The organism is Desulfosporosinus metallidurans (assembly GCF_001936615.1).
GTDB classification, from domain to species: Bacteria; Bacillota; Desulfitobacteriia; order Desulfitobacteriales; family Desulfitobacteriaceae; genus Desulfosporosinus; species Desulfosporosinus metallidurans.
This window is the reverse complement of record NZ_MLBF01000001.1, coordinates 167,649-185,361: the sequence shown is the minus strand read 5'-3', so window position 1 is coordinate 185,361 and position 17,713 is coordinate 167,649. Positions and strand designations below refer to the sequence as shown.

General features: G+C 44.6%; 17 protein-coding genes, 4 tRNA genes and 1 pseudogene. All 22 read left to right on the top strand.

Translation table 11 applies throughout. The annotated features are described in order from the left end of the window. Nucleotides 1–93 precede the first annotated feature (93 nt). Entirely contained in the window at nt 94–825 is a 732-nt protein-coding gene (locus DSOL_RS00930) for a CvpA family protein (RefSeq protein WP_075363019.1), read from the top strand. Between the two features lie 89 nt (nt 826–914). Then, nucleotides 915–2,291, top strand: coding sequence for an aminopeptidase (locus tag DSOL_RS00925; protein WP_075363018.1), 1,377 nt, complete (start codon nt 915–917; stop codon nt 2,289–2,291). Nucleotides 2,292–2,320: 29 nt separating this feature from the next. Then, entirely contained in the window at nt 2,321–3,202 is an 882-nt protein-coding gene (locus DSOL_RS00920; protein ID WP_075363017.1) for a mechanosensitive ion channel family protein, read from the top strand. 34 nt (nt 3,203–3,236) lie between these two features. Further along, on the top strand, nt 3,237–3,434 hold the full coding sequence (locus DSOL_RS00915) for a DUF951 domain-containing protein (protein WP_075363016.1): 198 nt from the start codon (nt 3,237–3,239) through the stop codon (nt 3,432–3,434). 13 nt (nt 3,435–3,447) lie between these two features. Next, a complete protein-coding gene (gene ychF, locus DSOL_RS00910) occupies nt 3,448–4,548 on the top strand; it encodes a redox-regulated ATPase YchF (protein WP_075363015.1) in 1,101 nt (366 codons plus the stop codon). A gap of 154 nt (nt 4,549–4,702) precedes the next feature. Continuing rightward, on the top strand, nt 4,703–4,990 hold the full coding sequence (gene rpsF / locus DSOL_RS00905; protein WP_075363014.1) for a 30S ribosomal protein S6: 288 nt from the start codon (nt 4,703–4,705) through the stop codon (nt 4,988–4,990). 17 nt (nt 4,991–5,007) lie between these two features. Continuing rightward, nucleotides 5,008–5,412, top strand: a complete 405-nt coding sequence (locus tag DSOL_RS00900; protein ID WP_075363013.1) for a single-stranded DNA-binding protein — start codon at nt 5,008–5,010, stop codon at nt 5,410–5,412. 19 nt (nt 5,413–5,431) lie between these two features. Continuing rightward, complete coding sequence (rpsR, locus tag DSOL_RS00895) at nt 5,432–5,662, top strand: 30S ribosomal protein S18 (RefSeq protein WP_034141199.1); 231 nt, start codon at nt 5,432–5,434, stop codon at nt 5,660–5,662. 142 nt (nt 5,663–5,804) lie between these two features. Then, nucleotides 5,805–6,107, top strand: a complete 303-nt coding sequence (locus DSOL_RS00890) for a MazG-like family protein (RefSeq protein WP_075363012.1) — start codon at nt 5,805–5,807, stop codon at nt 6,105–6,107. Nucleotides 6,108–6,129: 22 nt separating this feature from the next. Next, nucleotides 6,130–7,062, top strand: a complete 933-nt coding sequence (locus tag DSOL_RS00885; RefSeq protein WP_075363011.1) for a DUF2232 domain-containing protein — start codon at nt 6,130–6,132, stop codon at nt 7,060–7,062. 12 nt (nt 7,063–7,074) lie between these two features. Beyond that, nucleotides 7,075–7,521, top strand: coding sequence for a 50S ribosomal protein L9 (rplI, locus tag DSOL_RS00880; RefSeq protein WP_075363010.1), 447 nt, complete (start codon nt 7,075–7,077; stop codon nt 7,519–7,521). A 54-nt stretch (nt 7,522–7,575) separates the two neighbouring features. Next, nucleotides 7,576–9,474 carry a Lon family ATP-dependent protease gene (lonC, locus tag DSOL_RS00875; protein ID WP_075363009.1) on the top strand — a complete coding sequence of 633 codons (1,899 nt, stop codon included), beginning with the start codon at nt 7,576–7,578 and terminating at the stop codon, nt 9,472–9,474. A 57-nt stretch (nt 9,475–9,531) separates the two neighbouring features. After that, nucleotides 9,532–10,867, top strand: a pseudogene (gene dnaB / locus DSOL_RS00870) (replicative DNA helicase). A 253-nt stretch (nt 10,868–11,120) separates the two neighbouring features. Then, nucleotides 11,121–12,533: an NAD(P)/FAD-dependent oxidoreductase gene (locus tag DSOL_RS00865; protein ID WP_075363008.1), complete on the top strand. Its 1,413-nt coding sequence runs from the start codon at nt 11,121–11,123 to the stop codon at nt 12,531–12,533. A gap of 75 nt (nt 12,534–12,608) precedes the next feature. Next, nucleotides 12,609–13,907 (top strand): adenylosuccinate lyase, encoded by a 1,299-nt coding sequence (gene purB, locus DSOL_RS00860; RefSeq protein WP_486598764.1) that lies wholly within the window; start codon nt 12,609–12,611, stop codon nt 13,905–13,907. Between the two features lie 58 nt (nt 13,908–13,965). Continuing rightward, entirely contained in the window at nt 13,966–15,249 is a 1,284-nt protein-coding gene (locus DSOL_RS00855; RefSeq protein WP_075363006.1) for an adenylosuccinate synthase, read from the top strand. Nucleotides 15,250–15,335: 86 nt separating this feature from the next. Continuing rightward, a tRNA-Lys gene (locus tag DSOL_RS00850) sits at nt 15,336–15,411 on the top strand. Between the two features lie 26 nt (nt 15,412–15,437). After that, a tRNA-Glu gene (locus tag DSOL_RS00845) sits at nt 15,438–15,513 on the top strand. A gap of 4 nt (nt 15,514–15,517) precedes the next feature. After that, nucleotides 15,518–15,593 (top strand) — tRNA-Phe (locus DSOL_RS00840). 72 nt (nt 15,594–15,665) lie between these two features. Beyond that, a tRNA-Gly gene (locus DSOL_RS00835) sits at nt 15,666–15,740 on the top strand. 400 nt (nt 15,741–16,140) lie between these two features. Further along, the gene (locus DSOL_RS00830) at nt 16,141–16,302 is read left to right on the top strand and encodes a DUF1540 domain-containing protein (RefSeq protein ID WP_075363005.1); all 162 of its coding nucleotides are present in this window, start codon (nt 16,141–16,143) and stop codon (nt 16,300–16,302) included. A gap of 238 nt (nt 16,303–16,540) precedes the next feature. Beyond that, a complete protein-coding gene (locus DSOL_RS28655; RefSeq protein WP_235838663.1) occupies nt 16,541–17,710 on the top strand; it encodes an ATP-binding protein in 1,170 nt (389 codons plus the stop codon). Nucleotides 17,711–17,713: the final 3 nt, after the last annotated feature.

The window sequence follows — 17,713 nt, the reverse complement described above, 5'->3', positions numbered from 1 at the left end:
CTGCAGGATTTTTAGGGCCTTAACCCGAATATTATGGTTTAGCTAATATTGAGTCTTAACCGATGTAAAAGATCGTATGGAAGGGGGAACTACATGAATCTTATTGATGTTCTCATTTTAGGATTTGTTTTATTAGGAGCTTTACATGGCTACCAGAGAGGCTTTATAACCAGCATTGTCAGTTTCTTGAGTAGCATTGTAGCTTTCTTAGTAGCGACGTGGGAATACATGGCCGCGCTCCGTTGGGCTGAGCAATATTTTCCACTTAAGGAATGGTTAGAACCTGTAATCTACCGAGTCCTGCTTCCCTCTGTTCAGTCTAAAGCTGGTACATTGCAACAACAGGCTTTAGGGAGTATTTTGGGAGCGCTGCCTCCAGAATGGCGTAGTATCTTTGAAAACCTCCAAGGTGTAAAAATGCCAGAAACCATTGAACAAGTCACTCATCGTTTAGCCGAGATGCTGACAGAACATATCTTGAGTATAATCGCCTTTGGCTGCGTTTTTTACATAGTGGTTGTATTAATTCACTTAGTGGTCTCCATTCTTCTTCGCCCCCTAGGCAGATGGAATGGTTCTTTTAATCGCGGGGGTGGACTCATGTTCGGGGGTCTAAGTACCCTAATTGGTTTGTCTGTCTTGGCAGGTTTGCTTTCCCCCTTCTTGCAATTAGGTGTCGGCGGAAGTTTTAATGTGCTCATTCAGAATTCATACTTTTACACCTATTTGGTGGAGATTTTTCATAGTCTGGATCAGGCATTTTCCGCACAACTCAGTCAAAAACTGCTTGAACCGCTCTCCCAGGGTAAAGGAGTTTGGTATTAACACATAAATCAAACGGAGACGAAGAAAACTTAAGAATAAGGATAGTGTAACTCGGTTCAATAGTTTGGGTTATAAAGGAGATTTTTGAAATGAGTCCAAAAAAGGTGAAATTGGCTTGGAATGATTTGAAGATGTTGGATAAGGAACATCAAGCGATGACGGACTATTTATCGTTCCTAAGTGAAGGGAAAACTGAGCGGGAATCTTGGCAAATCCTAGAAGGTTGGGCCGAAAAGGTAGGGTTTATGCCACTTGATGCTCTAAAGAGTTTTAAACCAGGCCAAAAGGTTCGTCTGTCAGTACGAGGTAAAGCGGGTATTTTGGCGATTGCCGGTAAGCGCCCTTTATGCGATGGTTTTCGAATGGTCGCGTCACACATTGATGCTCCTCGGCTAGACATAAAACAAAACCCTCTATATGAAGAAGAGGGAATGGCTTTCTTTAAAACTCATTATTATGGGGGAATTAAAAAATACCAATGGACGGCTCTTCCGCTCGCTCTCCATGGAGTCGTTGTTCTACGGGACGGACATAAGGTTCAAATTGTAGTTGGGGAAGATGAGGATGACCCTATTTTTACCATTAATGACCTGCTTCCCCATTTGGCTAAGGATCAATATGAAAAAAAATTAAGCGAGGGCATTTCAGGAGAAGGATTAAACCTACTCCTCGGACATAATCCTGCCAACGAAGATGGAGAAGAGCCTGTTAAATGTGCTGTTCTTAGTATTTTGAAGAATAAATATGGCATCGAAGAAGACGACTTCGTGAGCGCGGAATTAGAGGCTGTACCATCGGGGAAGGCCCGCTACGCGGGATTTGACCGAAGTTTTATTGCAGGGTATGGGCAAGATGACCGGGTATGTGCGTTCGCTGCTTGGAAGGGGATTGAAGAAATTGAGCAACCGGAGTGGACGACGATTGTACTATTTGTAGATAAAGAAGAGATCGGCAGTGACTCCAATACGGGAATGAAAGCACACTATTTCGAGAACTTCGTTGCGGAGCTTCTGGCCTTGCAAAACGGAACGTATGACGGGCTAATGGTTCGACGCTCCATGGCTCGGGCAAAAGCACTTTCGGCGGATGTGGCAGCTGGGTATGATCCTAATTATGCAGAGGTTATGGATAAACGAAACTCGGCTTTCATGGGTCGGGGGCTTGTGATCAGCAAATATACCGGTTCTAGAGGTAAATCGGGGTCCAACGATGCTAATCCAGAATTCATTTCAGAAGTTCGCCAAATTCTCGATGAAGCCAAGGTCACGTGGCAAACCGCAGAATTAGGGAAAGTTGACCAAGGTGGCGGCGGAACAATCGCCCAGTATATGGCTATCTACGGAATGGAAGTCTTGGATTGTGGTGTGGGAATTTTAAGCATGCATGCTCCTTGGGAGATTTCCTCAGTCGCAGATTTGATTATGATGATGCGAGGGTATCATGCATTTTTGGTTTATCATGATTAACGTTATTTCAGAAAAGGACGCAGTTTATTATGAATTGGATCCCAAATAAGTTGGCTTCTTTTGATTGGCACGGCGTTGGATTGTATGTTTTAAACACGTTACTATATATTGTTATTATCCTTGTGGTTGCACGTGTTGCTTACGCGCTCATCATTTATCTCTTGCGGCGTTTGTTATTAGAACGCAAGGGGAGGCATCTTCTCGATGAACGCAAAGCTAATACGTTGTTTTCGCTCATTCGAAGTATGGCCTTCTACGTGATTACTTTTACAGTTGTTGTTCATGGTCTGAAACGCCTTTTTAATTTTGATACCAGTACGATATTGGCATCGGCCAGTGTTCTGGGAGTTGCCCTGGGTTTTGGTTCTCAAAGCTTGGTTAAAGACATCATTGGTGGGTTTTTTATTCTTTTTGAGGATCAGTTCTCGGTCGGAGAGTATGTAAAAGCTGGAGAATTTTCTGGCACGGTTGAAGAAATGGGGATCAGGGCCACACACCTTAGGGATTGGGGCGGCGAACTCCACATTATTCCAAATGGCAGTATTACAGCTGTAACCAACTTCAGCCGCGGGAAAATGCGAGCCTTAGTCGATATTCAGATTCCTTATGATGAAGATCTTGACCGCGCGATGGACGTCATGCATTCTGTCTGTGAGGAAGTCAACATGGAATTTGGGGAAAAAATTATTGAAGCTCCCTCCGTCCAAGGAGTTATCCAATTTGGAGAACGCAATGCTGTTTTGCGTGTTGTTGCTTATACTCAACCCAATGAACAGTGGGGCTTGGAACGAGAATTGCGTCGCCGAATTCATAGGGAGTTTATAAAAGAAGGAATTCGTACCCCACAGCTACAAAATATTATTGTGACAGAACCCCTGAAGCGTTCATCCAAAGACGACGAAGTACGTTAAAAACTCTTTTGTAGTATAGTAAGGGAGGCAACCTATGATTCCGTTGAATATAGGGGATATTGTTCGTCTTCGCAAACCACACCCTTGCGGAAGCGTTGACTGGAAAGTGATGCGAACGGGAATGGACTTCCGGATTCAGTGCTTAGGCTGTCAACATCAAGCTTGGATTCCGCGGGTGAAACTCGAACGCAATTTGAAGGAGATTATTCAGCGGGCCGAAGAAAAAGAGTAGAGGAGGTCAAAGCATGACACTACATGCAGGAATTGTTGGTTTGCCGAATGTTGGCAAATCTACGTTGTTTAATGCGATTACTCAAGTGGGTGCTGAGGCAGCGAATTACCCATTTTGTACGATTGATCCGAATGTGGGAATGGTAGAGGTGCCGGATTCCCGTTTGCAGATACTAGCAGATATGGTTCATCCTAAAAAGATTGTTTCAGCAACCGTGGAATTTGTGGATATTGCCGGACTTGTAAAGGGTGCGAGCAAAGGAGAAGGCCTAGGGAACAAATTCTTATCCCACATTAGAGAAGTCGATGCTATTGTGCATGTTGTGCGTTGCTTTGACGATGAAAATGTGATCCATGTCGAAGGAAATGTCAATCCAAAACGGGATATTGAGACAATCGACTTGGAGTTAATTCTAGCGGATATGGAGAGTGTGGACAAACGTTCGGATCGCACAGCCAAACTTTTAAAGATGGGGGATAAAAAGGCACAAGGCGAAGTTTCCCTGATTGAACGATTAAAGGAAGCCTTCAATCAGGGAAAAGGAGCTCGTTCTTTGACCTATACAGATGAAGAACGAGAAATCCTTAAGGGATTTCCGCTCCTGACCTTAAAGCCAGTGCTTTATGTTGCCAATGTCAGTGAAGAGGGTCTCTCCGCAGCCGCTGACAATCCCTATGTTCAACAAGTTATGTCAATCGCGTCTGAAGAGGGTGCAGAAGCGGTTGTGGTTTGTGCTCAGATTGAAGCTGAGATTGCAGAACTTGAGGACGATGAGAAGGAAGTCTTTTTACAGGATCTAGGCCTCAAGGAGTCCGGCCTAGACCAACTGATTAGGGTAGCCTTTGATTTACTAGGTCTTATGACGTTTTTTACAGCTGGTCCAATGGAAGTGAAGGCGTGGACCATTTATCAGGGGACAAAGGCACCTCGGGCGGCTGGGGTCATTCATACGGATTTTGAACACGGTTTTATCCGCGCTGAGGTGGTTTCCTATAAAGATTTTGTGGAGAACAATGGATTGAATGGTGCTCGGGACAAAGGGTTAGTTCGATTAGAAGGCAAAGAGTATGTTATGCAGAACGGAGACATTGTCCACTTCCGGTTTAACGTTTAAGACAATTCATGAGACCGAGCGGTTCACAAGGCGATACAAAATCCGACAAATGATATTGCTTTTCTGGGGACAAAATGGTATAATTTTTGCTTAGTAGTCTATATATCCCTGCTCCGTTCAACGGGGCCGCTTTAGTCCGAGGGGAGGTGCAAATATGAAAGCGTACGAATTACTTTACATCATCCGGCCAGATTTGGATGAGGAAGCAACGACTGTACTTGTTGACCGTTTAAGCGGGCTCGTAGCCAGTAATGGTGGCGATAACGTGACTGTGGAAAAGTGGGGCAAACGTCGGTTGGCTTATGAGATCCAAGATTATAAGGAAGGCCAATACATCCTCATGAACTTTGAAGGTGAAGGTCGTACATCGCAGGAAATCGAACGGGTCATGAAAATTTCCGACGATGTTATCCGTTTCTTAACAGTTAGAAAAGATGACTAAAGGACGGTGGGGCACACATGTTGAATAGGGTCGTTTTGATTGGCCGTTTAACTAAAGACCCCGAATTGCGTTACACCCCAACTGGTGTAGCAGTCGCTAATTTTACATTGGCAATTGATCGTAATTTCAAAAACGCCCAAGGAGAACGAGAAACAGATTTTATTCCCTGTGTAGTCTATCGGCAGCTAGCTGAGTTTTGTGCTAATTATTTAGCAAAGGGAAAAATGGCTGCTGCAGACGGACGAATCCAGATTCGAACTTATACTGGACAAGATGGTCAAAAACGCTGGGTTACAGAGGTTATTGCTGAAAATGTTCACTTATTAAGTCCAAGGGACAGTGGGGGCACAGAATCAGCTTCGCCAAATGGAACTAGCTCGTTTGGACATGAAGTAAATCTGGATGATGATATCCCATTTTAAGTAGGGGAGGGTTAACAGTATGAAACGTGAACGCGGACGCCGCCCACGTAAACGGGTGTGCAGTTTTTGTGTTGATAAAGTTGTGTCTATGGATTATAAAGAGACACATAAAGTACGCAAGTATGTTACAGATCGCGGCAAGATATTGCCACGTCGTATTTCCGGAAACTGTGCAATGCATCAGCGCCAAGTGACCTTGGCCATCAAACGGGCTCGTAGTATTGCCTTGTTACCATATAGTGTTGAGTAGAAAAGAGGGAGCGAGAGCTCCCTTTTTCTATTTTTGCCTATGGGTATATTTTCATTCAACCGGAGTGCAGGAGATTGTAGGTTTATCACGAACTGTATTGGGTAGTGAAGTTTGACTTTAGGAGGGGGCAACCCTGGAAAATATCGAAGTCGATGTTGTTAAAGGTCTAAGGGCCATTGATGAACTAAAGGTCAATTTAATTCAGGCACAGTGGCTTATCCAACATGGGACACTAAGTGGTTCAGAGGCGGAGATGATGCAAGGACTGGCGGATCTTGTGGGGATGAGTTACTTGCTTGCAAGACGGTTGGGTTTTGACTTTTCCCGCCTTGATCGCTTGCTTTTACAGCGTCTTGAGGGATTAAAAAATACGGATGAGATGAATCTTGAAAAGCAGTGGGGAGATCTAAGCTTACTCTTGAGCTATCTGGCCCCTGAAGACTAAGTTAATAGGAGAATCGGCAATCATGTTTTTAAGAGATGATGAGGCTATGAACTATTTAGCTGGGGCTATCCTTTTAACCTTTCCATGGGTGGGAGTCTCTTGGGGAACATGGGGTGCTGTTTGGGAAATACTCATGTTACTCGCTCTGTTTTTGTTCGGCCGTCGCAGAGGATTACTGGTAAGCACGGTTCTGGTGTTGATTGGGTATGTCGCACCCTTGATAGTTTTGGGCGGAACGGCTTTTAATCAGATGACCCTAGTTCCCCTGGCGGGTTTACTGGGTGTTTTTGGGTGGCAGAGGAATTGGCAGGCGCGCGTGACCTTTTTTTGGAGTGCAATGGTTGCTGCAATTTTAGGGGCCATTCCGACTCTGTCCTTCCTTGCACAAGGTTTTGATTCTAAAACCGTTAGTGACATGATAAATTTGGCAGTTCAGCAATATAAGGCTTCCGGATTGCTTGCAGTGATACAACAACAAGGAATTTCAGAAGTGCAACTCCGAGATTCCTTGCAACAATTTATTCACTTTTATGGTTTAATTATACCTGGACTGTCAGCGATCGTCGCTTTAGCTGAGTACGGATTAGTTTTTTATAGTGTGAGCCGCTGGTTTAGAGATGAGGGACGGATTCCGTTCACCCGTTGGCGCTTGCCTTGGTATGCAGTTTGGGGTGGAATTTTGGGTATCGTTTTCTATCTTTTAGGAGATCAATTTTCTTGGACTGTGCTTAGTGGACTTGGAATTAACTTGATGGTTGTTTACGGTGCCTTGACTTTAGTGTTAGGAATTTCAGTGTATCTGTATTTGTTACAGTCGCCGAAGATCCCTCGCGTTCTCAAATTTACGTTAATCTTGACGAGTTTCGTTTATTTCTTTTTCAGTTTAGTTAGTATTATGATGTTTGGGCTGTTTGATTTAGTATTTAATTTTCGACGCCTACCGGAAGAATCATAAGGGGGAATTCACATGAAAGTTATTCTTCAAGCAGATGTTAAAGGTACGGGTAAAAAGGGGCAGGTCTATGAAGTTGCTGACGGGTATGCCCGAAACTTCCTTTTCCCTAAAAAGTTAGCTATTGAAGCGACTACCGGAAATATTCAGGATATCTCCCATAAGAAAGCGGTTGAAGATCGCCGCAAGGTAAAAGAAAAAGAAGATGCTCTTGAATTAGCTGGTAAACTAAATGCCCTCCAGATTGAAGTCAAGACGAAGACGGGCGAAGGCGGGCGCTTGTTTGGCTCCGTAACAAGTAAAGAAATTGCTGCTGCTTTAAAAAAGCAGCATGGAGTTGAAGTGGATAAACGCAAATTGGATTTAAAAGAACCAATTAAGGCCCTAGGTAGTTATGAGGTTCATGTTAAAGTCCACCCTGAAGTGAATGCGAAGCTTCAAGTACATGTTTCTGCCTTATAGAGGCAACATATCGAACATCGAAACGGATACTGATCTCGTGAAAGGGGACCCCTAATGAAAGGGATTTTGGCAAAATGGTTAAATCATACGAATCTTGTTGATCGGTTACACGATGAGGAAGAGTGGAGCCGAGAAGTTGAGGCTCTCTATGTACTGCTTTCAAACTATTATGGAACGGACAAGCTTGTTCTTAAGGCCAGTAAATTGGAAGCGCTCAAGCTGATGCGTTCGGATCTACTCGTCGAACGCGTTGCCGGATTACGCAAAATTGTCTCTGATGATCCAACGAGTCAGCTTATCCCGGAAATGAAGGAAATTCCGCAACTTTTAGATGAAATAGAGGAACAAATTGCAGAGCTTATTGCCCGGCGTTCAGTAGAAGAACGGCTGGAACGTGTCGTTTCGGAAAAGATGCAGGAACGGCATGAAGATTACGTCAAAGAAATAAAAATTCAGGTCCTTCAAGAGACAGCCGGACCAGAAAATGCACAAACACTCAAGAAGCTAGCCATCCTCGAAAAGATGAATACCGTTTCCCTAAAGCGTTCGGCGTCGAATGTCCTGCGACCACAGACCGTAGCAGAAATCATAGGCCAAGAAAGTGCTCTGCAAGCTCTTCTGGCCAAGTTGGCGACTCCTTACCCCCAACACATTTTAATGTATGGTCCTCCGGGAGTCGGTAAGACGTCGGCAGCTCGGGTCGCTTTGGAAGCGGTGAAAAACCATTCCCATTCTCCCTTTGCTAAAGAGGCTCCTTTTATCGAAGTTGATGGAACGACGTTACGATGGGATCCTCGGGATGTAACCAATCCTCTTTTGGGATCTGTTCATGATCCGATCTACCAGGGGGCAAAGCACGATTTAGCAGATACAGGCATTCCAGAGCCCAAAATGGGGCTAGTAACCGAGGCTCACGGCGGGATACTGTTCATTGATGAAATAGGAGAAATGGATCCCTTGCTTTTAAATAAATTGCTCAAGGTACTTGAAGATCGGCGGGTATCCTTCGATTCTTCGTATTATGATCAAGGTAATCCCCAGGTTCCTCTGTGGATTAAGAAACTCTTTGATGAGGGGGCACCTGCTGATTTTGTTCTCATTGGAGCTACAACAAGAGATCCGGCAGAACTTAATCCGGCCCTACGTTCCCGCTGTTCAGAAGTCTACTTTGAACCGCTCGAACCAGGTGATGTCCAGCATATCATACGGCAAGCCGCTCAAAAACTTGGGGTGGCTCTGGAGGACAATGTCCCAGAAATTATCAGTGACTATGTAATCGAGGGGCGGAAAGCGAATAGTATCCTTACGGATGCCTACGGTTTAGCAAGGTATCGTAACCCGGATCAAGATGAAGTTAGGGTGACGAGTGCCGATGTTTATGAAGTCCTGCACCTGGCTCGCCTTACCCCGTATGTTTTTCGCAAGGTTCAACCTGGCTTGGAAATTGGGAGAATTTTGGGATTGGGTGTAGCAGGATTTTTGGGCTCTGTGTTGGAGATTGAGGCAATCATTTTTGCTGGACGGGATGGCAAAGGAACGGTTCGGTTTAATGAAACAGCGGGAAGTATGGCTAGAGACGCTGTATTCAATGCCACTGCGGTCATACGCGATCTGACAGGTGAGGATTTGCGCAATTACGATGTACATGTAAATGTGGTCGGTGGGGCAAAAATTGACGGTCCTTCGGCAGGGCTGGCAACCACACTTGCTATTTACAGTGCCTTAAAAAATAAACCATTACGCCAAGATGTTGCCGTCACCGGGGAGATTTCCATTCAGGGTAAGGTCAAACCAGTGGGCGGTATTTACGAAAAGATTTTTGGAGCCAAGCAGGTTGACGTTCGTAAGGTTCTGATCCCACTCGAAAATATGGCGGATGTACCTCAGAGCTTGCAGGGTATAGAAGTGGTGGGAGTCAGCACGATTGAAGAGGCTATGCAGCACGTTTTTTAACAGTGAGAGTTTAACAGCAAATATTAGAGAGCATGTATGACCGGGAGGAGAGAGGATATGGAACTACTAAAAGTTCCACCACATAATTTAGAGGCTGAACAGGCGGTCTTGGGAGCGGTCATGCTCGAACCGGAGGCCGGTAGTTCTGTCTTTGAAATGCTTCAACCGGAAGATTTTTATAGAGATAATCACCGTTTAATCTTTTCCGCGCTGCGTGATCTCTTCGAAAAGGGTGATCCAATTGATCTTGTCAGTGTCGCGGAGAGTTTGCGTCAGCAGGGGCGTCTAGAACAAGTGGGGGGAATCGCGACGATCTCGGAGATCGCTCGTTCTGTCCCTTCAGCCGCTAATGTTGATTATTATGCAAAACTGGTGACAGAAAAGGCTCTCCTTCGTCAGCTTATTCGGGCGACAAGCAGTATCCTGGAACGGGGATATGAACCCGGAGAAGAGGCACGAGGTCTGCTAGAAGAAGCTGAAAAGCTTATTTTGGACCTTTCCCGACGGCGTGTTCAAGATGGCTATAGCTTTATACGGGACGTTCTCTTAGAAACGTTTGAAAAAATTGAGTATCTCTATGCTCATAAAGGAAATCTGACAGGTGTTCCCACTTTTTTCACAGAATTGGATCGGATGACATCGGGCTGGCAGCCTTCTGATCTGATTATTATTGCTGCTCGGCCTTCTATGGGAAAAACGGCTATGGTTTTAAATATGGCTCAAAATGCGGCAGTTCGTGCCAAGGTGCCTGTTGCCATTTTCAGCTTGGAAATGTCTAAAGAACAATTGGTGCAACGGATGCTTTGTGGGGAAGCAATGGTTGATCAACAGCGTGTGAGAACCGGAGAATTGCTCGATGCAGATTGGCCGAAACTGACGCGGGCAGTCGGTCCCCTCTCGGATGCTCCGATTTTTATCGATGATACGGTGGGAATTTCTTTGGCTGAGCTTCGATCAAAGGCTCGCCGTTTGAAGATGGAACATAATCTTGGGATGGTTATTATTGACTACCTGCAGTTATTGTCGGTGGGGAAAAAAGACAGAGAGCAGACAGCAAGAGGTGGCCCAAATTTCCAGAACTCTTAAAGGGCTTGCTCGTGAACTCCGGATCCCGGTCGTCGCCTTATCCCAACTCAATCGGGGAGTTGAACAACGCCAGGATAAACGGCCTATTATGTCTGATTTGTTAGAGTCGGGGGCAATTGAAGCGGATGCGGATGTGATTTCATTTATTTATCGGGATGAGTATTACAATCCGGATTCAGAGAAGAAAGGCATTGCCGAGTTAATTATAGCCAAACATCGCAACGGTCCGGTAGGAACTGTTGAATTGGGCTTCCTTAAAGAATTTACTAAATTTGTGAACCTGGATCGACAACATCAAACGGCTTAATTGGTTTCCCCTTGCCTATTCGTAGGCTGGGGGATTTTTGGTTTTCTTAGGCTTTTTTGCAAGATATATGTTCTTTATAAACTTTATTGTCGAAACAAAGAGAAGGAAAGTCGAATGTTTTATGTATATTTTTAATTAATGTTCGGTTATTGGATTGACAAGGAGGAAGAGGATTGTTAAGATGAAATTGTTTGTGACTGAAGAAGGTCCTAGGTGAATTGGTAAAAGTAAACGGCTCTAGGAGGAGATACAATTGAAACATGAAGTAGATGTCTTAATTATTGGAGCCGGTCCGGCCGGGATTTTCACGGCCTTGGAGTTGACAAAACACGATAAAAACTTGAAGATTCTTATTGTAGATAGCGGACGAACCATTGAAAAACGAAGGTGCCCTGCTCGTGCGACAGGAGTTTGCGCCGGATGCAATCCCTGTGCTATTACCAGAGGCTGGTCAGGTGCAGGAGCATTTAGTGATGGGAAACTGTCCTTAAGTCCTGCAGTCGGTGGCCGTTTAACGGAATATATGAAGGAAGAACAAGCTCAAGATCTGGTTAATTACGCAGATTCTATTTATTGCAAATTCGGAGCACAGGAAACGGTATATGGTCTAGATACCCGTCGAGTTGAAGAGATTCAATACGAGGCGTCACGGCACAATATTCAGCTGATTCATTGTCCTGTACGTCATTTGGGAACAGAACTGGCTTATGATGTCTTAAAGGGTATGTATGAACATCTTATGAACAAAACGAATACCACCTTTTGGGAACTTGCTGAAGTTAAAGATATTATTGCCAACCCAGAAGGAATCAAAGGGGCAACGATCCAACGTCGCGATGAACAAGAACTATATGAAGTGGCTGCTCGTTATGTGGTTGCAGCCCCTGGTCGAGGGGGAGCGAATTGGCTCGCTGAGCAGACCGTACGTTTAGGCGTGGCAACTGAAAACAATGAGGTGGACATCGGAGTACGTGTCGAAGTTCCGAACTCGATCATGGATCATCTAACGCGGGATCTTTATGAAGCAAAGTTGGTTTATTATTCAGACACATATGATCTTAAAACGCGAAGTTTCTGTGTCAACCCAGGTGGTGTAGTTTCTGAGGAGCACTATGATGGCGGAATCGCTGTGGTGAATGGGCATAGTTATGCTGATCCTGAGAAAAAGACGAAGAACACAAATTTTGCTTTGTTGGTTTCAACGCATTTCACAGAGCCATTTAATCAGCCCATCGAATATGGTCGTTATATTGCCCGGCTCGCTAACATGTTAACGGGCGGTGGTGTGATGGTTCAGCGTCTGGGAGATCTTTTGCAGGGAAGACGGACAACGGAAAGCCGACTGCGTCAATCAACGACCATACCGACGCTTCTCTCCGCAGTTCCGGGAGATCTCAGTTATGTCTTACCAGAGCGGTATCTGACATCTCTGATCGAAACTCTTAAAGCCTTTGACAAAATTGCACCGGGTATGTATTCGAAGAATACCTTACTTTACGGGGTTGAGGCAAAGTTTTATTCTTCAAAAGTCAAAGTAAAATCCAACTTTGAAACAGAGATTCCTCGCTTATATGCCATTGGGGATGGCGCAGGGATAACCCGTGGTTTAATGCAAGCTTCAGCGACAGGGATTGTCGTGGGACGAGACATCGTGTCAAAGGTCTAATATAGCTGCCATGTACTAAGTTTATGAAGACTCACGATTTGTGGAATACTATGAAATGACAGGGGGCGAAGGTTGTTGCTCGATCGATACACCCACCCTGAAATGGGAAAACTATGGCAGGACGGATATGAATATGAACGTTGGTTGGAAGTGGAACTGGCGGTCGCTGAGGTGATGACTAAGCGGGGGGAAATCCCTCAAGAAGCTATGTCAGAAATCAGAAGATCGGCGAAAGTGAACCCGAAGCGGGTTTTGGAAATAGAACATGTGGTACGTCATGATCTGATCGCTTTTCTCCAAGCGGTTGTAGAGGAGATTGGAGAGGCCGGAAAATACCTTCATCTCGGCTTAACCTCTTCAGATGTTAAGGATACAGCATTAAGCTTGGTTTTAAGGGATTCAGGCCGCTTACTTAAGAAGGATCTTCAAGATTTACGAAGTGCCTTAGTCAACCGGGCGTTAGAGAGTAAATATACCGTGATGGTCGGTCGAAGTCACGGGATTCATGCTGAACCGCTGACGTTTGGTTTAAAGCTGGCCTTATGGATTGCTGAACTTGATCGTCAAATGGAACGTCTCGATCAGGCGATTGTTTCCGTAAGCGTGGGTAAGATTTCAGGAGCAGTAGGAACGTATGCTAACGTGTCACCTGAAGTTGAGGAAGCGGTGTGCACTCACCTAGGGTTAGAAGCGGCTTTAGTAAGCAATCAAATTTTGCAACGGGACCGTCACGCACATTATATAACGACCCTGGCATTAATTGGGGGGTCGTTGGAGAAAATAGCTACGGAAATCCGCAATTTGCAACGAACAGAAATCCTTGAGGTCGAGGAACCTTTCGCAGAAGGGCAAAAAGGTTCTTCGGCGATGCCGCATAAACGCAATCCGATTGTGTGTGAACAGGTGAGCGGAATGTCACGACTTTTGCGCGGGAATGCGTTGGCGGCAATGGAGAATATTACACTTTGGCATGAACGGGATATGAGCCATTCCTCGGTGGAAAGGGTAATCCTCCCGGATAGTTGTCTTCTTTTAGATCATATGCTCCGTCAAATGACTCGAGTTATTTCTGGTCTTAAAATCCGTGAGGATCAGATGAGACGAAATTTGCAGAAAACCTTTGGCCTGACATCCTCTCAGCGTGTTCTTTTGGCCTTAGTCGAACATGGCTGTATGCGAGAAGAAGCTTATGCCTGGGTTCAACAGGACGCTTTTGCAGCCTGGGATAATGGTCAGGATTTCATAGACGTTGTTTCGGCAGATGATCGAGTTGCTAACTATTTGAGCAAAGAGGAAATTGCGGGTTTGTTTGATTTGAAATACCATCTGCAACATGTGGATGATATTTTTAAACGCTTGAGATTAGAAAGTTAGAATTTCCTTAAATGAGATCTAGATATGTTTTTGATTGAAAGATGGGAGGAATCATAAAATGGCTGCTGTTGTGTTAATTGGTTCTCAATGGGGAGACGAAGGAAAAGGTAAGATTACGGACTTCTTGGCAGAAAAGGCGAATGTTGTGGTCCGCTACCAAGGTGGAAACAATGCGGGTCATACGGTTGTGGCGAACGGAGAAGAGTTCAAGCTTCACCTTATTCCCTCGGGAATTCTATATGAAAACAAGACCTGTGTCATTGGTAATGGTGTTGTAATTGATCCCAAGGTGTTGTTGGAGGAACTTGATTATCTCGCCGAGCGAGGGATTAAGACGGGTAAACTATTAATTAGCAGTAATGCTCAGGTTATTATGCCCTATCACATGGTGCTTGACGGTTTGGAAGAAGAAGCGCGTGGAGAGCATAAAATTGGGACGACAAAGCGTGGAATTGGCCCTGCTTACATGGATAAGGCTTCGCGGATTGGGATTCGTATTATAGATCTTTTGGACAAAGAAGAGTTTGCGGAGAAACTTCGTCGAAATTTGGTAGAAAAGAATAACTTGTTCGTAAAAGTCTATGGCAAGGAAGCCCTTAAGTTTGAGGACATTTATGAAACATACTTAGGCTATGCTGAACGAATTCGCCCGATGGTAACGGATAGTTCACTGGCGATTGACACAAGCATTCGGGCTGGGGAAAAAGTGCTTTTTGAAGGCGCCCAAGGCACATTGCTTGACATTGACCATGGAACATACCCTTATGTAACCTCTTCTCATCCTATTGCTGGAGGAGCGTGCATTGGGGCAGGCGTTGGCCCGACTCGTATTAATCGCGTAATTGGGGTCATTAAAGCTTATACCACGCGCGTTGGGGAAGGACCTTTCCCAACAGAGCTTTTGGATAAGACTGGAGAAGAAATGCGGGCCAATGGACATGAGTTCGGCACCACAACCGGTCGGGCCCGCCGCTGTGGATGGTTTGATGCAGTCATTGCCCGCTATGCTGCGAGGGTAAGTGGATTATCCGATTTTGCAGTTACCAAACTGGATGTCCTGACAGGACTCGACAAACTGAAGATCTGTGTTGGGTATCGTGTCAATGAGGAAATCATTACTGAATTTCCGCAAAGTCAGAAAATCTTTAAGCAGTGTCAACCAGTTTATGAGGAATTACCGGGTTGGCAAGAAGACTTAACCCATGTCCGTCGATTCGAGGACCTCCCTAAGGCAGCCCAAAATTATGTCCTTCGGATTGAGACACTGACAGGGGTGCCAGCTACGTTGGTCGCCATAGGCCCAGGACGCGAACAAACCATAGTACGTGGAGAGATTTTTTAGAACAACAATTCACAACAAGTTTCACACAAAATCCTTGACATATTCGATATTCTCGTGTAATATTCATATTCGTGGTGTGATTATTTGAGCCATTAGCTCAGTCGGTAGAGCACCTGACTTTTAATCAGGGTGTCCCGCGTTCGAGTCGCGGATGGCTCACCAATTTTCGAACATTACACATTGATTATGGCCCGTTGGTCAAGCGGCCTAAGACACCGCCCTTTCACGGCGGCTACACGGGTTCGAATCCCGTACGGGTCACCATTATGCCTCGGTAGCTCAGTCGGTAGAGCAGAGGACTGAAAATCCTCGTGTCGGCGGTTCGATTCCGTCCTGAGGCACCACTTTAGCCTTGACGATTAGGCAGAGCTTATTTATAATGTAGTTGTTATTTACACCAGCTAAGTTTTCTTTATGCGGACGTGGCTCAGCGGTAGAGCATTGGCTTCCCAAGCCGAGGATCGCGAGTTCGAATCTCGTCGTCCGCTCCAATCAGCAGTATTAAGGACTTCAGGGTTTTCCTAAAAGGGATTCTGAGGTCCTTTTTTGTGTAGGCGAGGTTCTTAAGTGGAGTCAACACCAGAACAGAGGGTTCCATCAGGAGAAGCATGATGGAATTGGTCGAGGAATTGAGCGCAACTCTTTCTGCCCGAAATGTCTAACCTAAAACATATTTATTAACGTTTAGGAGTGCTTAAAATGTGCGGACGCTTTTCCATTGCTGAATTCGAAGGTATTGAAGAACGCTGATTCTGGCAAAATAATAGAAAGTCCTGCATCAGCTAAATGATCGCATGCAGTTACGAAAACCAGTTTTGATGCAAATTAATGTAATATTTTTCTTAAATAATGTGCAGAATACAGATAGAAAAATGAAGGGTGGTGAAAAGGATGGAAGCACCTAGTATGCAGGTTAAATGTGGTGTTGAGAACTGTTCGTATAACAAAAACCGTTCTTGCCATGCAGAAGCTTTGGAAGTAAATTCTATGGGTGATGGAATTGCCAAAACGAGTGACGGTACAGCCTGTACAACATTCGAAAATAGTCAATAAAAAAGCAAGCAACAAGGTAGTCGAATGACTACCTTGTTTAATCTACAATTAAGGTTTAATAATTTCTGTATAACCACCAGAATATAGTGAAATGTTTACCAAAGGGTATTGTCTTCTAGTCCTATTACAGTCATACTAGGACTAGAATTATAAAGAGAATCTTTCCACTAGCCGTAACTCCACTTGGATTGCCTGCTAAAGTCGTAGTGACGAAATGGAGTTTTTGACATTGTATGAAATGAGAAGAAGTTACCAACATAATCTATTGTTAGGGCTCTCGGATATGCCAGGTGGGGTTTCGATTGCTACGGATGTTACGTGTCAAAAAATAGTTCATAATCCAGTTGCAGCGCAATTCTTTAGAATAAAAGACTGTGAAAACTTCCCCTATACTTCCTTATGCTCGATGTCGGTCAAGATATTTCAGAAGGGTAAATTGCTATCTCCTCAAGAAATACCCATCCAACGATCTGCTCGGTGCGGTGATCGAATCACGGGTGCCGAACTCGAGTTTGTTTGGCCAGATGGTATATCTAAAACCGCAATTTGGAGTACAAGTCCATTGAGAGATGAGACGGGTGTTATCGTAGGAGCGGTAGCCACGTTTGAGGAAGTTACGGGGCTTATTACTAAAACTCAGGAGCTGGATGCTCAGCAATCTCAACTTCAAGAGATGGTTGATGAACGAACAAAGAAACTTAGGCAAGAGTTCGAGAAAAGACAAAGCATAGAACGTGAAATTGCTAAACTTGAACGGTTAAATGTTATTGGTCAATTGGCAGCTGGTCTTGGTCATGAGGTTCGAAATCCCATGACGACCGTAAGAGGTTTTCTTCAACTGCTTCAGAACAAAAATGAGTTACATAGCTATAAGAATCAGTTCACCCTGATGATAGAGGAGCTTGATAGAGCCAACTCGATCATACGTGAGTTTTTGTCTCTAAGCAAAAATAAACCAGCTGTGTTTAAACGCAAAAATCTTAACCAATTGATAACGAACCTATTTCCCCTTATACAAGCGGATGCTTATAGCCAGGGTAAGAAGTTGGTCTTTGAGCCGGGAGATATAGCCGATCTGGAGATTGACGCCAATGAGGTCATTCAACTTGTCTTAAACTTAGCGCGCAATGGACTTGAAGCAATGCCTCAAGAGGGGTGTCTAACGATTAAGACCTTTATGGATGAAGAATACATTGTTGTATGCGTAAAAGATGAGGGAACTGGCATTAAGCCTGAGCATGTTTTAAAACTTGGAACTCCATTTTTTACGACGAAGGAAAATGGTACGGGTCTGGGCATTCCAATATGTTACGACATAGCGGAAAAACATAGGGCTCTAATAGACATTGAAACGGGTGTCGATGGAACCACTTTTTTCGTAAGATTTCCCAAGCCAAAGGTAGGTTAAGCT

Bases quoted from the DNA above. Each gene is read 5' to 3' on its own strand.
- rplI (WP_075363010.1), top strand. From the start codon at position 7,075: ATGAAAGTTATTCTTCAAGCAGATGTTAAAGGTACGGGTAAAAAGGGG.
- DSOL_RS00930 (WP_075363019.1), top strand. From the start codon at position 94: ATGAATCTTATTGATGTTCTCATTTTAGGATTTGTTTTATTAGGAGCT.
- rpsF (WP_075363014.1), top strand. From the start codon at position 4,703: ATGAAAGCGTACGAATTACTTTACATCATCCGGCCAGATTTGGATGAG.
- DSOL_RS00830 (WP_075363005.1), top strand. From the start codon at position 16,141: ATGGAAGCACCTAGTATGCAGGTTAAATGTGGTGTTGAGAACTGTTCG.
- DSOL_RS00885 (WP_075363011.1), top strand. From the start codon at position 6,130: ATGTTTTTAAGAGATGATGAGGCTATGAACTATTTAGCTGGGGCTATC.
- DSOL_RS00855 (WP_075363006.1), top strand. From the start codon at position 13,966: ATGGCTGCTGTTGTGTTAATTGGTTCTCAATGGGGAGACGAAGGAAAA.
- DSOL_RS28655 (WP_235838663.1), top strand. From the start codon at position 16,541: ATGAGAAGAAGTTACCAACATAATCTATTGTTAGGGCTCTCGGATATG.
- DSOL_RS00925 (WP_075363018.1), top strand. From the start codon at position 915: ATGAGTCCAAAAAAGGTGAAATTGGCTTGGAATGATTTGAAGATGTTG.
- rpsR (WP_034141199.1), top strand. From the start codon at position 5,432: ATGAAACGTGAACGCGGACGCCGCCCACGTAAACGGGTGTGCAGTTTT.
- ychF (WP_075363015.1), top strand. From the start codon at position 3,448: ATGACACTACATGCAGGAATTGTTGGTTTGCCGAATGTTGGCAAATCT.
- DSOL_RS00920 (WP_075363017.1), top strand. From the start codon at position 2,321: ATGAATTGGATCCCAAATAAGTTGGCTTCTTTTGATTGGCACGGCGTT.
- lonC (WP_075363009.1), top strand. From the start codon at position 7,576: ATGAAAGGGATTTTGGCAAAATGGTTAAATCATACGAATCTTGTTGAT.
- DSOL_RS00900 (WP_075363013.1), top strand. From the start codon at position 5,008: ATGTTGAATAGGGTCGTTTTGATTGGCCGTTTAACTAAAGACCCCGAA.
- DSOL_RS00915 (WP_075363016.1), top strand. From the start codon at position 3,237: ATGATTCCGTTGAATATAGGGGATATTGTTCGTCTTCGCAAACCACAC.